General features: G+C 65.9%; 18 protein-coding genes. 8 read left to right on the plus strand and 10 right to left on the minus strand.

Annotated features, from left to right (window positions below):
* Positions 1 to 6 precede the first annotated feature (6 nt).
* The 5 genes from Q333_RS0102930 to Q333_RS0102950 all read right to left on the minus strand — a co-directional run bounded on the left by Q333_RS0102930 (position 7) and on the right by Q333_RS0102950 (position 3,318).
* Entirely contained in the window at positions 7 to 582 is a 576-nt protein-coding gene (locus Q333_RS0102930) for a BREX protein BrxB domain-containing protein (protein ID WP_029415252.1), read from the minus strand.
* Positions 579 to 1,349 (minus strand): hypothetical protein, encoded by a 771-nt coding sequence (locus Q333_RS0102935; protein ID WP_157072347.1) that lies wholly within the window; start codon positions 1,347 to 1,349, stop codon positions 579 to 581. Before Q333_RS0102935 ends, Q333_RS0102930 begins: the two co-directional genes overlap by 4 nt.
* The gene (locus Q333_RS0102940; RefSeq protein ID WP_029415254.1) at positions 1,346 to 1,897 is read right to left on the minus strand and encodes a BrxE family protein; all 552 of its coding nucleotides are present in this window, start codon (positions 1,895 to 1,897) and stop codon (positions 1,346 to 1,348) included. The genes Q333_RS0102935 and Q333_RS0102940 overlap by 4 nt, the downstream gene beginning before the upstream one ends.
* 299 nt (positions 1,898 to 2,196) lie before the next feature.
* A complete protein-coding gene (locus tag Q333_RS18030; protein WP_407059710.1) occupies positions 2,197 to 2,565 on the minus strand; it encodes a WGR domain-containing protein in 369 nt (122 codons plus the stop codon).
* A gap of 183 nt (positions 2,566 to 2,748) precedes the next feature.
* Entirely contained in the window at positions 2,749 to 3,318 is a 570-nt protein-coding gene (locus Q333_RS0102950; RefSeq protein WP_029415256.1) for a hypothetical protein, read from the minus strand.
* A gap of 193 nt (positions 3,319 to 3,511) precedes the next feature.
* Here Q333_RS0102950 and Q333_RS17555 point away from each other — a divergent pair, with 193 nt between their 5' ends.
* The 3 genes from Q333_RS17555 to Q333_RS0102970 all read left to right on the plus strand — a co-directional run bounded on the left by Q333_RS17555 (position 3,512) and on the right by Q333_RS0102970 (position 4,760).
* The gene (locus Q333_RS17555) at positions 3,512 to 3,661 is read left to right on the plus strand and encodes a type IIL restriction-modification enzyme MmeI (protein WP_157072349.1); all 150 of its coding nucleotides are present in this window, start codon (positions 3,512 to 3,514) and stop codon (positions 3,659 to 3,661) included.
* A gap of 145 nt (positions 3,662 to 3,806) precedes the next feature.
* Positions 3,807 to 4,241, plus strand: coding sequence for a type IIL restriction-modification enzyme MmeI (locus tag Q333_RS17560; RefSeq protein WP_157072350.1), 435 nt, complete (start codon positions 3,807 to 3,809; stop codon positions 4,239 to 4,241).
* A 39-nt stretch (positions 4,242 to 4,280) separates the two neighbouring features.
* Positions 4,281 to 4,760, plus strand: coding sequence for a hypothetical protein (locus tag Q333_RS0102970; RefSeq protein WP_029415259.1), 480 nt, complete (start codon positions 4,281 to 4,283; stop codon positions 4,758 to 4,760).
* Between the two features lie 46 nt (positions 4,761 to 4,806).
* On the opposite strand, the gene Q333_RS0102975 is transcribed toward Q333_RS0102970, so the two are convergent.
* The 3 genes from Q333_RS0102975 to Q333_RS0102985 all read right to left on the minus strand — a co-directional run bounded on the left by Q333_RS0102975 (position 4,807) and on the right by Q333_RS0102985 (position 6,922).
* Entirely contained in the window at positions 4,807 to 5,460 is a 654-nt protein-coding gene (locus Q333_RS0102975; protein ID WP_029415260.1) for a DUF2490 domain-containing protein, read from the minus strand.
* Positions 5,461 to 5,555: 95 nt separating this feature from the next.
* Positions 5,556 to 6,233 (minus strand): OmpW/AlkL family protein, encoded by a 678-nt coding sequence (locus Q333_RS0102980; RefSeq protein WP_029415261.1) that lies wholly within the window; start codon positions 6,231 to 6,233, stop codon positions 5,556 to 5,558.
* A gap of 68 nt (positions 6,234 to 6,301) precedes the next feature.
* Positions 6,302 to 6,922 carry a phosphoribosyl-AMP cyclohydrolase gene (locus Q333_RS0102985; protein ID WP_035293659.1) on the minus strand — a complete coding sequence of 207 codons (621 nt, stop codon included), beginning with the start codon at positions 6,920 to 6,922 and terminating at the stop codon, positions 6,302 to 6,304.
* Between the two features lie 169 nt (positions 6,923 to 7,091).
* Between Q333_RS0102985 and Q333_RS0102990 the strand changes: the two genes are divergently transcribed.
* The 5 genes from Q333_RS0102990 (at position 7,092) to Q333_RS0103010 (ending at position 12,046) form a co-directional block, all read left to right on the plus strand.
* On the plus strand, positions 7,092 to 8,183 hold the full coding sequence (locus Q333_RS0102990) for a sensor histidine kinase (RefSeq protein WP_029415263.1): 1,092 nt from the start codon (positions 7,092 to 7,094) through the stop codon (positions 8,181 to 8,183).
* 1 nt (position 8,184) lies between these two features.
* Positions 8,185 to 8,805, plus strand: coding sequence for a response regulator (locus Q333_RS0102995; RefSeq protein ID WP_029415264.1), 621 nt, complete (start codon positions 8,185 to 8,187; stop codon positions 8,803 to 8,805).
* Complete coding sequence (locus Q333_RS0103000) at positions 8,802 to 10,736, plus strand: sensor histidine kinase (RefSeq protein WP_029415265.1); 1,935 nt, start codon at positions 8,802 to 8,804, stop codon at positions 10,734 to 10,736. The genes Q333_RS0102995 and Q333_RS0103000 overlap by 4 nt, the downstream gene beginning before the upstream one ends.
* Positions 10,733 to 11,164, plus strand: coding sequence for a response regulator (locus Q333_RS0103005; protein WP_035293663.1), 432 nt, complete (start codon positions 10,733 to 10,735; stop codon positions 11,162 to 11,164). Before Q333_RS0103000 ends, Q333_RS0103005 begins: the two co-directional genes overlap by 4 nt.
* Before the next feature lie 402 nt (positions 11,165 to 11,566).
* Entirely contained in the window at positions 11,567 to 12,046 is a 480-nt protein-coding gene (locus Q333_RS0103010; RefSeq protein ID WP_051651082.1) for a tellurite resistance TerB family protein, read from the plus strand.
* 479 nt (positions 12,047 to 12,525) lie between these two features.
* Here the strand turns inward: Q333_RS0103010 and hemN are convergent, their stop codons facing one another.
* Together hemN and cydX are read right to left on the minus strand one after the other, a co-directional pair.
* Positions 12,526 to 13,905 (minus strand): oxygen-independent coproporphyrinogen III oxidase, encoded by a 1,380-nt coding sequence (hemN, locus tag Q333_RS0103015; RefSeq protein ID WP_029415268.1) that lies wholly within the window; start codon positions 13,903 to 13,905, stop codon positions 12,526 to 12,528.
* A complete protein-coding gene (gene cydX, locus Q333_RS16835) occupies positions 13,889 to 14,035 on the minus strand; it encodes a cytochrome bd-I oxidase subunit CydX (RefSeq protein WP_051651083.1) in 147 nt (48 codons plus the stop codon). Before cydX ends, hemN begins: the two co-directional genes overlap by 17 nt.
* Positions 14,036 to 14,050: the final 15 nt, after the last annotated feature.

Raw genomic sequence — 14,050 nt, forward strand, 5'->3', positions numbered from 1 at the left:
GCCCGCCTAAAAGATCTTCGGTCGATAGTTATGTTCAGCGTCGAGTACGCCCATGAACTTCAGCCCGGAGGCGCCGTCCAAGTGCCCCGGATAGAACAAGACGGTAGGTGCGATCACCCGTCCCTTGAGCTGCTCCAGCAGCGAGAAGGTTCGGTAGACCGGAAACAACGCCCCGGCGCGATTGATCAGCACGATGTCGGTCTTGGGCTCTGGATCCGAAGGCATCCTATCCGCCACGAGATCCACCAAGGGACTATAGGACTCCAGGACGTTGGTGATCGTTTGGATGGTGTCTTCCACGCCAGAAGAGCGCTCGGCTTCGATCCACCCCGGCAGGTCGCTCTGCGCCTCCAACGCAGCGAACAGGCACTCCGCCAGCGAGATTCTGATCACCCGCTTGGACTTCTGTTCCAGCCGCGTCTGAAGCAGGCCGATCTCGCGACGCAGCTCAAACTCGTCGGCGGGGTCATAGTGGAACAGCGCATAGGGCATATCGTGATAGGCGCTGATCCTGTCCCGAGGATCATGGCTGACCAGGATCGGCTCTAGGTTATCGCGAAGGCGGGTCTTGAAATCGCTCATCGGGCAACCTGCCTTGCGAATTCGAGGGCCGAGCCAGCGGGCGGCGCAAGCTGCACCAAGCTGCCCGCGACCTGGTAGTTCAGGCGGCGGAACTGGTGCAAGTGAAGCAGGCTGTGGTGAACGTCGTCAGGGCTCATATAGGCCAGCCGCCAAAGCCGGCTGTTGGGCACCTTGCTCGCGTCGCCCTCAAGATCGGCGATGAGCTGCACATAATAGACCAGGACGTCGTCGCTCATCGAGATGTTGGCGAATGTGCGAACGGGGCCGGACCCCTCCACCATCCCAAGGTCGCCGGCGGTCTTGAGTAGGTCCCGAGCGGCGCGAACGCGGCTGTAGTCCGAAATCGGCGCCGCCTTGCCGCCTCGACGGCCAGCGGCGTCATCGACCACCCCGAGGAGGTCCTCAGAGCGAATAGCCAAGCGGCCGCGCGCCCGTTCCTCGAAGAGCCAGCCGAGTGCAAACGTGTGGAATGGCTCCTCGGTGGCGCCGACCCAAAGGCGTAGGCAGTGACGCCAATCGCTGATTGGCATCCCGTGCTGCGCCAGAACGATTAAAGACTCGACGAGCTCGAAATCCCTGATGCGCCGTCTTATCGTCGCCAGAATTTCATCTTCCCACCCTTGGGTGGACTGGCGTCCGGCGAGCCCATTAGCGAGATTTTGGTCAGCGTTGAGGTCAAAGGCCCAGCCGGAAAAGAGCCGGTAGGTTTCGTCTACCAGCACGCCCTTGCGAAGCAGGCGTTGAGACCATTTCGGCGAAACTCTCATGACCCACTCAAAGCGTATGGCACGACGAGCCGTCCGTCGCCGCCCTTGGCAAAGCCCAAGGCCAGCAACGCCGCGACGCGGGCGCTGGTGGGAACCTTTACTGAAACGCCGCTAGCATCCACTTGAAGCTTCTCCGCAATCTCGACGTCTGAGGGCTCAACGAGGCCAAGATCGACCAGGACGGCGGCCGGCTCAGGGCGTCCAAGCTCGGCGATTTGATCGAAGAAAGGCGTCCATCTGTCGACCTGGTCCAGCCAGTCCTCCCACCGGATATCAAACGCCTCTTCGATGTCCTCCCCCAGCCACCAAAGCGTCATGGCCCCTGGGAGGGAATGTACCTCCACGCACCTGGCTGCCGCCGCCGCAAATACGGATCTGGCTTGTGCGAACAAGTGCGTGCGCGGGAACCCCCTCCTTAGAACCGCGGCGCCGCGTCGTCCCAGTTGGCCCTGAGTGTTCCACCAGCGCGCACCGTCCATTTCCCCGCATCGTGCTATCGCAAGACGCAGTTTCAGCAGCCCCTCGAGGTCTATTGTCGTGTTGCTCACGCAGCGCCCCCTGATACTGATTCTGACCAGGAAAGCGCCAGACTCGGTCCCAACTTAAACAGCATGCGCAGGTGAAAGGGGAGGGCCTCAGTGGACGAAGAAGTGCGCCGAATCGCTGGATTCAACCCGGCCTCGGCAACTAGGGAGGCGTAACGATGCATGCCCGGGAAGTTCCCCACTTGGCTGAAACGGGTTTGCCCCTCTTGGTCCCGTTCGAGTCTCAATTCGCCCCTCAACCTATGGCGGTTTTCTATCACAAGTTTTGCTTTGGCTGGCCGCCAGTCCCGATGGTGCGCCACCTAGTGGTCGCGACTCGCCGAATGGGCGCTGCGGCGCCCCGCCGGCTGGGCCTTCGGGCCAAATTCCTGGTACCCTCGGCGTGCCTTCGCCGAGGCGATGCGCGTGAGTTCATTGGCGGCGTCGGCCGGGCTATCGAACCAGTCGAATCGCACCCGGCCATGCGTGCCAATGCGACCCCACCTTCGGACTAGCAGGATGTCGCCGAAGAGGGAATTCTCAAGCGAGAGGGTGTAGAACCTCCGCATGTTCACGCTTGGATCGACACGATGCAGGACGAGCATAGGAACCCCATTGCAGCTTGAGTCGACCATGACCGCTGCGCCCGACAAAATCGGTCGGGTGGGGTTAAGATTGATTGCGTCTAACATATCTTATCGGAAGGGCTCGATTTTGTTGGATCGATCCACGCCTGAGTGGTTTCGAGGGTAGGTCACAGCGTGGAATGTCCTTGACCCTAGCGCTGGCTGCGGAGGCCTGGCGATGAGCGTCTTAGGCTCTGAAATTGCACATCGGTATGAGGTGCGGATGGATGCGGGCTCCCGCACCCACCATTACCTCACACCGGTGAGGCCTTTCAAAAGCCCCGCTGCCACTGGCCACGGGGCTTTTGTGCGTCCGGGACCCGGCGTCGGACCCGCCGGAGATCCGAAGCCACCGCGCAAGGTTGCCGTGGATCTCCAGATCGAACTGGCCCAGCCCCCCCGGGGGATGAACTCCATCCGCTCTATCAGCGCGCGCACGCCGTCACGGGCGTTCTCGCCATCGACGTCATCAAGAGCCTCACGGAGCTGCTCCGCCATGCGGCGATAGGCTTCGGCGACGCCATGATGCAGCGACAGCACCGCCGGCTCGTCACGCTCGGACAGCACGGTTTCGAGCTCTGCCCGACAGGCCTTTAGAGGAAGGCTGCGCCGCTTGAGCTCCTCGATCTCCATGCCACCGTCGATGCACAGGGTCTGGGCCCGGTCCAGCTTGCAGGCGATCTCCGCTCGTTCCCGCTCCGTCGCGGCCCGTGCATTGAGGGTCTGACGCTGGCGATCGGCCGCTTCACGCTGGTCAGAGCTCACGGCTGCGGCGATAGCCTGCGGTGCAAGCAGTTTGGCGACAATGCCCTCCAGCACCCGGGCCTCAATGGTCTCTGCGGCAATCAGCTTCCTCTTGGTACACGTGCTGCGCTCTCGACCTCCCGACCGACTTCGCAATCCTACGCAGCCTTGCCTCCGCTACGGGACGCCCCCATCCACACGGTGCACGCGGCATCCTTCGGTTGCGCAAGCCGACCATTCCGGGCCAAGTGGCGCGGGGAGACTGCGGTTGGATATCGGCGCTTTCATCGATCGCTGGAAAGACGCTCGCGGCGGCGTCGAGCGCGCCAACTATCAGATGTTCCTGTCGGAGTTTTGCGAGGCGCTGGACCTGCCGCGTCCCGATCCGGCCAGCGCCGACACGGCCTCAAACGACTAGGTCTTCGAGCGCGGCGTGAAAGGACGCGAGTCCGAGGGTACGGCCTCCACCCTGCGGATCGACCTCTACAAGCGCGGCTGCTTCATCCTCGAGGCCAAGCAGTCCCGGGCCAGCCAGCGCGACGTCGGCTGTGTGTTCGAGGTCTATGCCGACTTCTCGGGCAGCTGCCGGGCCTACTCCCACTTCCCTGACCGCAAGGGCTTCCGCATCCGGCTGGAGGACCTGCGCGACCCCGAGGTCCAGGCCCGGCTCCGCGCCATCTGGACCGCCCCCCCAGTCGCTGGACCCGACCCGCGAGGCCGCCCGCATCACCCGCGACATCGCCAAACGCCTGGCCGAGGTCTCCAAGCGACTGGAGAGCAAGCATCCGCCCGAAGAGGGCGCCCTGTTCCTGATGCGCTGCATCTTCATCATGTTCGCAGAGGACGTGGACCTCCTGCCGAATGGCAGGTTCACCGATCTGCTGAAGGAACGGCTGGATGGGCCCGACGGCTTTGCGCCCATGCTGGCCGAGCTGTGGGGCAATATGAATGCGCCCACCACGACGATCGCTTTTATTCCGTCTTCTGCGTCTGTCTGAAGCATACAATGTGCTGGAAAAAGTCCGGGCGGGGGCCGAGTGCTGATCCTCAAGGACCTGCACGACCAGATCAGCCGGGCGACCGCCGACGCCTATGGCTGGCCCCACGACCTGACCGACGAGCAGATCCTGGAAAAGCTGGTCGCCCTGAACGCCGAGCGCGCGGCGGAAGAGGCCGCGGGCCACGTCCGCTGGCTGCGCCCCGACTATCAGATCCCCCGCTTCGCCGATGGCGCCGGCGCGCCCAAGACGGGCGAGCTGGACCTCGGGGCCCAGGTCGTCGCCATCGACAAGGGATTGCCCGCCTTTCCCAAGGACAAGGGCGATCAGGTTATGGCCATCCGCGCCGTCCTCCAGAGCGCGTCCGCGCCGATGGACGCCGCCGCCGTGTCGCGCGCCTTCAAGGGCGGCGGGAAGAAGATCGAGCAGCGCGTCGTCCAGGCCCTCAACGCCCTGGTCCGCTACGCCGAGATCACCTCCCTGCCCGACGGCCGCTTCGCGGCGAAGCGGGCGGCGTGAGCGGGGAGGGGACGCGTTCCCGCATTTCGACAGGCGATGACGGATGCTAGAAGTTCACCGTCAGACCGACGAAAGGCGCATGGCCCACGCGGTCTTCGGCGTTGTCACGAATATCCTGCTGTCGCAGATAGCCGAGGCTGACATCGTAGCGACCATAGCTGCGCTCGAACCCGATGAAGGTTCGAAGGCCCGTGAGGCCGGTCTGGCCATCGGGCTCGGTGCTGCGCAGGGTGACGAAGACCTCTGCGTCGCCCGTCAGGGCCCAGCCGTCCTCGCTTTCGGTCAGGGGCACGGTCGTCCCGATCCTCTGGCGCAACCGCACGCCCGTATGGGGGTCGACGTCGACGAAGCGCTGCTCCAGCCGCGTGCGGAACTCCAGGGGGCCCCAGTCGTACCCGACCTGCTGCAGCAGGCGCACCTCGCGTTCGTCCGGCCCGTTCCAGCGGTGCTCCACGCCAACGCTCCACTCCCGGCCCGCGGTATCCTCGCGGTTGAGCCATAAGCGGGCGAAGTAGGTGTCATCGCGAGGGTCCTGTCGCAGCCGCTGGGCCGTCTCCAGTTCGACGGAGGTCCGCTCATCGACCGATTTGACGAAAGCCGGGTTGAACCAGATCTCGCCATCCTCGTCTTGGGCGAGGGCGGGAGCAGCCGAGGCCGAGGCGATGGCGAACGCAAGCGGGATGACTTTGAACGCAGACATAAGGTCGTCCTGAGCGAGAGAAAACGGCGGCGATCCGGAAGATCGCCGCCTGTGAAAGACGATGGCCGCAAGGCGAAAGCCCTGCGGGTCAAGGGTCAGAAGCGATAGCTGACGCCAGCGCTGATCACCCAGGGATCAAGAGCGTGCTCTGTGAGCAGCGCAGTGGTCGAGCCGGCCCGGAACGTGGCGGTCGTATCGACGAAGTAGCGCTTGGCGTCGACGCTGAAACCGAGGCCGCGGTCGTTCAGCGGCATGTCGAACCCGGCCTGGAGCACAAAGCCGAACTCGTCGGACAGATCGACATCCGTCGCGCCCAAGGCGGCGGCGTCCGAGCCGACGTCTTCGCTGAAGATGAAGAAGTGAGTCACCCCGGCCCCGACGTAGGGCTTGAACCCGCCGTCCATCGCCCAGTGGTACTTGGCCGTCACGGTGGCGGGCAGGATGATCGCGTCGTCGATGAGGGCGGCACCCGCCAGGAGCCCTTCGCCTTCGACGTCATGAGGCGTGACGCAGCAGATGGTCTCGACCGAGAACGACGGTGTGAAGAAGTATTCGATGGCTACGGTCGGAACGTAGGAGTCCGAGGCGCTGACCTGTGAGCCGGCCGGCAGGCCGATCGCGTCGGTGCGGACATCGGTGATTTCGCCGTCCGGCAGGACCGCGGTCACGAACCCCTTCACCTGGAAGCGGCCGTTGCGATCCTGAGCGGCGGCGGGCAAGGCGGAAAGGGCGGTGAGCGCGGCAAGGGACGCGCCGAGGGTGATCGACTTCATGGGGTCTCCAAGGTGGAAGGAAGGGCGACCGGCCGCGCCAGGGGCTGCGCGGCCGGTCGGACGCGCCGTCAGTTCGGCGCGTAGGGCAGGGAGGAGTGGTGCAGCACGATGCGCAGAGCGCCGTTGCTGTCGCGCACCCAGCCCCACGTCTTGTCGACCGTGGTCACTTCGCCGTCGCTGTTTGTCAGCATGACGTTGCCGGTCGAAATAGCGGTCGTGCCGTTGATGACGATGGCGGCGTTGTCGATCTCATACGAACGCCAGCCTTTCAGCGCGAAGCCGGTGTCGCCGGCGAAACGGCTGTTGCCGCCGACGAAGTACGCGAGGGCCCCTTCGCGGGTCGTGCGGAAGGTCTGCTCACCGTGAGCCAGGGTCGGCTTGAAGGCGACCGGGCCGAGGTTGTAGCCGTAGGCGCTGTCCAGCACCTGACCGGCCAGACGGGTGGCGGCGGCCTGGCCGTTACGCTCGTACTCGGTGGCAATGGCGACCAGGGCCTCGCCCCAAGCGCGTTGGGCGGCCTCGACTTCGGCGACGGTGATCGGGGCGGTCGCGGCAGCGGTGGACGCCGTCACGTTGGCCACGGCATAGGCATCGCGCGAGGCCGGCGCTTGGGAGGCCCCCGGCTGAGCCACGACGGCGCCAGCGGCCAGCAGGGCGGCCACGGCGGTGAGGGTGAAGATCTTGCGCATCGGATCGTCCTTGTCTGAGGGCCGCAGAAGGCGGCGACGGACTGAAAATGCCCACGGCTCCGCTTGCGCACATCAGCCTGACGGCATGCCGGAGGACCTATGCCGTTCGGCATACGACGCGGCCGATATTGTGGAATAGAAGATGTCGGTGTTGCCAGAGCCGAACCGCATGCCCGACGACATCGCTCCCCCCGCTCTCGACCTACGTTCGCTCTTCCGAGACTCGGAGGCGCGCGCCGCGCGTCTGAAGCTGCTCATCGAGGTCAGCCGCGACCTCGCCGCCGCGGACGGCGAGGGTCTCGCCGCAGCCGTCGAGCGCGCGGCCCAGAGGGCGGCCCTGTTCGCGGGATATGCAGCCGGTGGACTGGGAGTCGCCCCGGCACCTGCGCCCGACGGGGCCTTGGTCATTCCCTTGTCGGCCCTTTCCGAACGCGGACGCGAGGGCGTCAGCCTCACCTTCTCGACGCCCTTGAATCCGGCGGCCATTTCCAGTCAGGAGGACGCTGACGCTCTCCGCCTCATGGTCGAAATGATCGAGGCGCGACTGATCGTGGATCTGCAGAGGCGTAAGGAAGCCGAGCTCCTCGAGCGACTGGAACGTCGCGAGAAGGCGTTGGAGCAGGTTCTGTCGCGGGTGGTCACGGCCCAGGAAGGCGAACGGGCGGCGATCTCGGCGGATTTGCACGACGGCGTGGCCCAACAGGTCGCCGCGTTGCACCGGCGTCTGGAGTTGGTCCACCTCGATCTGACGCCGCATGATCCGCGCATGGCCTCAGAGATCGAGGCCCTTATCGGCGTGGCGCGAAAGGCGGTTTCCGATCTGCGAGGCGTGATCGCCGGTCTGCGACCGCTTAGTCTGGACGACCTTGGCGTGGCCGCCGCCCTGCGCGAGGAAGCCCGTCGGCTGGAGGCCGTCGGCCATATCGTCCACATCACCGATCGCATCGGACGGCGTCTGCCAGAATGGCTTGAGACCCTGCTGTTCCGGGTCGCTCAGGAGGCGTTCAACAACGTCGGCAAGCACGCTCCGGGCGCGACGGTCGATCTAGACCTCGCGATCATACCCGATCGAGGTGATGTCGTGCTGACCATCGAGGACGCCGGGCGTGAGCGGCGCTCAGCGTCTACCCCCGACCAGACGCCGCGGTTCGGTCTGGACATGATGCGCGAACGCCTTCTGGCGGTGGCGGGCGTGCTGGAGGCCGGCCCGACGCCGCAGGGTTACAGGATCCGGGCCGTCGTGCCGATGGCAGGGAATTGAGATGCGCATTCTGATCGCGGACGATCATGAACTGACGCGCGCGGGCCTGCGGGCAGTCATTGACCGGGAGGCCGACCTGCAAGTGGTGGCCGAAGCCGCCGCTGCGGAGGTGGCTGTCGATCGATGCGCCGCGGGCGACATCGACCTGGCGATCCTCGACATTCGCTTCGGCGCCGGCATGACCGGAATTGAAGCCGCGCGGCACGTGCTTGAGGCTGGCTCGGCGCGGGTGCTTTTGCTGACGCTGCACGACACTGCCGAATATGTTCGCAGCGCTGTTTCGGCCGGAGTGACCGGCTACGTGTTGAAGGACGCGGGACGTGAGGAACTTCTGCACGCCATCCGGGCTGTGGGGGGCGGGCGTACGGCTTTGCCTGGCGATCTGCTGCGTCTGGCACTCGCACGCGCGACGGGGCCCAGCGACAGCGATCTGGCGCGCCTGACTCCCCGCGAGATCCAGGTGCTGACTCTTATCCGCAGCGGGCTGACCAATAAGGCGATCGCGCGCGAACTCGGCATCGGACCGGGGACTGTCAAGGTTCATGTTGAGAAGGTCATCGCCAAGCTTGGCGTCAGCGATCGAACCCAGGCTGCGGTCTTCGCTGCGCGAGCCTTGCCGTGATCGGGTCCGGCGCGGGTCGGGCCTGGGCCGATCTCGGCCTGGGCGCCAAGGGACTGATCGTCGTCGCCCTGCCGCTGGCCATCCTGCTGTCGGGGATCGGGGCCTTGCATCTGTCTGGCCGGGCCGAAGCGGAGGCGGAGGCGCGAGTGCGCCTGACCTTCGCGATCCAGAGGGACATCCACGAGGTTCACGCCCTGCTGGCCGAGGCGGCGAGCGGCGTTCGCGGTTATCGTCTGACCGGGCGGCGGGCCTTCCTGGAGCCTTATGTAAAGGCCGAGGCCTTGCTGCCCCAGACGCTGGACCGGCTGCGACGGACCGCCCAGGACCCCGAGATCCGTCAACGCCTGAGGCGGGTAGACGCCCTGGTGATTCAGAAGCGCGATGGCCTGGCCCAGCTCGCCGCCATGCCGGGCGCGGGCACGGCTGCCGGGATCGAGGCTGCCGAGGTCGCCAATGCCCTGGTGGCTAACAAGGCGGTGCTGGACGCGCTGCGGGCCGAGATCGACGCCATGCAGCGCCGCGAGCGCGAGCTGCTTGAACAGCGCCAGGACCAGGCGGACTCCGAGCGTCGCCGCACCTGGACCCTGACCGCGGTCATGGCGGGGATTGGCCTGCTCGGGGGCCTGGCGGCGGCGCAGTTGTTGTTCACCGGCATCGTGCGCCGTGTCCGCGGGCTGGAGCGCGACGCCGAACGTCTGGAGCGGGGCGAACCCCTGACGCTCGCCGACGAGGCCCAGGATGAGATTGGCCGCCTGGCCCGGCGCCTGGGCCAGGCCAGTGATCTGCTGCGCTCACGCGAGGCCGCCCTGCGCGAAGGCGAGGAACGCTATCGCCGCGTCATCGAGGGCGTGCGCGACTATGGCATCTTCGCCCTCGACATCGATGGCAACGTCGTCAGCTGGAACACCGGGGCCGAACGGATCAAGGGCTGGAGCGCCGACGAAATCCTGGGTCGCCACTTCTCGACCTTCTATCCGCCCGAGGCACGCGAGGAGACGCCGGCCCGCCTGCTCGACACCGCTCGTCGCGAGGGCCGGGTTGAGGACGAGGGCTGGCGGGTCCGCCGCGACGGCGGCCGCTTCTGGGCCAATGTCGTCATCACCGCCTTGCATGACGAAGCGGGAACCCTGACGGGGTTCTCCAAGGTCACCCGCGATGTCACCGAGCGCCGCCTGGCGGAAGAGGCGCTCGGCCATGCCCGCGCCGAGGCCGAGCGCGCCAGCCGCGCCAAGAGCGAGTTCCTGTCGCGCATGAGCCATGAGCTGCGCACGCCACTGACGGCCATTCTGGGTTTCAACCAGCTGCTCGGCATGGACCGGGAGATGCTGAGCGAGGACCAGCGTCATGCGGTGGATCAGATCGCCAAGGCCGGCGGGCACCTGCTGGCCATGATCGAGGAAGTGCTGGACATCGCCCGGATCGAGGCGGGCGGTCATGCGCTGACCCTCGACTTGATCGAGATCGATCCCCTGATTGAGGATGTACACGACCTGATTGCGCCGCAGGTCCAGGCGGCCGGGGTCGAGGTTCGTCGATCAGGAGACGCCGCGGTGCGGGCGACCGCTGACCGACGGGCGACCATTCAGATCCTCTTGAACCTGGTCTCGAACGGCTTGAAGTACGGTTCGGCGGGCGGTGTGATCACCCTCAACGTAGTCGATGATCGGGACGGTGTGCGCATCGAAGTGATCGACGAAGGGTCTGGCGTGCCGCCCGCCATGGTCGATCGTCTGTTCACGCCGTTCGATCGCCTCGACGCGGAGCGTTGGAGCGGGGTCGAAGGATCCGGCCTGGGCCTGGCGCTGTCGCGCGGCCTGGCTCAGGCGCAGGGCGGTGATCTGATCTATCGGGCGCGCTCTGATCGACCGGGCGCGATCTTCGTGCTGAGCCTCAGCGCCCCGCAGCCTTCGAGACAAGGTGTAAGTCCATGAAGATCGTCCCGGAGGATACGGCTCTCAAGACCGCCCGAATCCTGGCCGTCGATGACGAAGCTGCCAATCTCAGCCTGGTCGAGCGTGCGTTTCGGCGCGAAGGCTTCGGCACTGTCGTGACCTTTTTGAACGGCCATGATGCCTTGGTGGACTTCGCCGCGTCGACGCCGGATCTGGTCCTCCTCGACCTGATGATGCCAGGGGTCGACGGCTATGAGCTGCTGGAGAGTTTTCGGCGTCTGACCCCCGCAACCGAATACCTGCCCATCCTGGTGCTGACGGCGGATTCGACCATGAACGCCAGGCTTCGGGCATTGTCTCTCGGGGCCAATGACCTGCTGCTGAAGCCCTATGACGTGGGCGAATTGCTCATGCGTAGCTGGGTCCTGCTCGACACCCGTCGGCGATTTCTCACGGTTCGAGGGTGATCTGCGCGAGACGCCACCTTGTGGCGCGCATCGCCGACATGACTGAGGTTGTCGGATGGCAGCTCAGACGTGACATGGGCGCGTTTTCCATAAGCATATGTGATGGCCTTCATCCCAACTTCTGATTTTGAGTATGTACTGGTCTGTGCTGATCTGACTTCGCGGACCGGGCCCCTCTGACGATCATGGTGATCGTGATGTCGGACCGCATCGGGTGCGCTCGATGAGGGGTCCGGCGCTGTGTCGAACAGCCGACGATCCCGTCTACAGGCGCTCTCCGACCTGAAAGGAGAGGCAGACCATGACCACCACAATCCCGCGTCGATTGCGCGCCTATGAATCGCTCATCCGGCTGATCCTGGCGCCCAGGCGTCGCCCGGGCGATGCCAGGAGGAGAGTATCATGACGACCCTAACCCTTTCGCGCCGGACAGCCCTCGGCATCGATCCCCATAAGGTCTTCAGCGCCGGCGATGTCGAGCAGATGGACGCGATCGTGGCTGCCTGCGCCCTGGTGGCCCAAGCCGATGGCTGGGTCACGCCGGATGAGCGGCGACGGATGATCGACCGCATGCGTGCCTCGCCGGTAATCGCCTTTTTCGGCGCCGACGAGATCGCCGTCCTGTTCGAGGCCCTGAACTTCAGGTTCGATCGCGACCCCGACGACGGGGAAGCGACGGCGGAAGCGGCCGTCTGCCGTCTGCGCGGGAACGTGCGGGCTGCCCAGGCGCTGGTCGAAACCGCGTGCGCCGTGGCGGAGGCGGATGGCGGCTTTGACGCGGAAGAGCGGGCGGTCATCCTCAGACTCTGTCAGTTGCTCGACCTCAATCCGGCCGGTTTTGATCTGGAAGCGGCGCAGCCGGGACGCCCGACCGGACCATGAGGATCGGAGCCATGACGGTGAACCCGGGGCTGTCTCTGTGGGCCGCTCAGTTGACCCAGGAGACGGCCCGAGTGGCGGCGCACAGCAGCAGTCCGACGACGAACCCTGTTCCAGCCGCAGACCCGATCTTGCCCGAGCTCGCCGCTCGGCGATTGAGCCGGCACACACTCGATATCCGGGTCTGACGCGCTTCGTACCGTGCAAAGCGGCTCGGGGCGTAGGGACGGGGGCAGGAGAGGCTGTACCCGGGACGTGACGGGCGACCAATCTTCGACAACCTAAAGTCGGGAGAACCGGCAAAGTAGATGGGCCGACCGTCAGACCGCAGGGTCCCAGAGACTCCGAGGGCCGCCCTCAACCAAGGTCGGCTCCCCGGCGACATCGGGATGACCGCCCCTGGCGCAAAGCGGTGATCCGGAACGTCTGGATTGCGCTCGCTGACAAGCCGTCCTTACGGTGACGTACATTGCTCGCAGCCTTCAGATCGCGCGCGCATGCCGCGGTTCGGCCGACATCGGCGCCTGATCAAAAGCCGCGCAGACGAGACGCACGAATGGGCGACCGAGATCGGTAACGGCGACCGCGCCGCCGTCCACGATGACAAGCCGGTCCTCGATAAGCGGCCTGAGAGCAGACATGGACGTCGCGAACCGATCAGGGTCCAGGCCGTGCCGACGCTCGACGGCAGGGAGATAGACGGCGAAGTCGCACATCAGCCGTTCGATGATTTCGGCTCGCCGCCGGTCATTCGCCGACATGGCGATCCCGCGCGCGATGGGCAGTCGAGCTGCCGCGACTGCCGCACGCCACTCGCGCTCGACCGTATGGTTCTGCGCATAGCCCTGAGGCGCGCGTGAGATGGACGAGGCGCCGAGCCCGATCAGAGTCGCCGGGTCGGTCGTGTATCCCTGGAAGGAGCGACGGACTCGACCGTTGCGGGCCGCGACCGCGAGGCTGTCGTCCGGCAGGGCGAAGTGATCCAGTCCGATAGCCTGGTATCCAGCCTGAACCAGCAGTTCCGCCGCCGCCTGGCTCTGATCGAAACGTTCGGACGCGCCGGGCAGTTCGGCGGTGTCGATCAGACGCTGGTGCGGCTTCATCCAGGGGACGTGCGCATAGCCGAACAGGGCGATGCGATCCGGGCGGAGTGTCAGGATCTGCTCCAGCGTCGACAGGACCTGCGCGCGGCCCTGACGAGGCAGGCCATACATCAGGTCCAGATTGACGGAGGGGACGCCGGCCCGCCTGAGCCAGCCCACCGCCCGCTCGACGACCTCGAAGGGTTCTATTCGGTTGACCGCCTGCTGGACCTCCGGCGAGAGGTCCTGGACGCCAAGACTGGCGCGGGTCAGCCCCAGCTCCGCGGCACGATCGACCCAGTCTGACGTCAGAACTGCCGGGTCCAGTTCAGCGGCGAAGGCCAGGCCTTCATCCGGTTGGAACAGCTGCTTCAACCCTGACACAAGGCGCGACAGCAGATCCGGCGACAGGCTGTTGGGTGTGCCGCCCCCGAGGTGGAGGCTGATGGGTCGAAGCGGCCGACCCAGGGCCTCGGCCACCATCTCCGCTTCCTTGAGCAGCAGGTCGACGTAGCTCGCCATCACATCGAGACGGTTCACCGCGCGGGTATTGCACCCGCAGTACCAGCACAGCCGCTTGCAGAAGGGGATATGGGCATACAGTCCGACCGGCTCGTCCTGGGGCAAAGCCCGCAGCCAGTCCGTCCAGGTGTCGGGGCCGACGGCAGGGGAGAACTGGGCTGCCGTCGGATAGCTGGTGTAGCGCGGCGCGCTGACGTCGTAGCGGCGAAGGAGCCTCTGGCGACGGACCGCCATCAGCGTCTCAGCGCAGGCGGACATCGGCGTCTTCCTCGGGCAGGGACAGTCCGGCGTCGCCTTCGTCGGACAGGTGGAACTCGTGCCACATGCCGTTCAGCACGCCGAAGGCGACGGCGAGGCCCAGCCCCAGGATCCAGGCGAAATACCACATGATGCGTCTCCGGTT

It is taken from the genome of Brevundimonas bacteroides DSM 4726 (assembly GCF_000701445.1).
Classification (GTDB): Bacteria; Pseudomonadota; Alphaproteobacteria; order Caulobacterales; family Caulobacteraceae; genus Brevundimonas; species Brevundimonas bacteroides.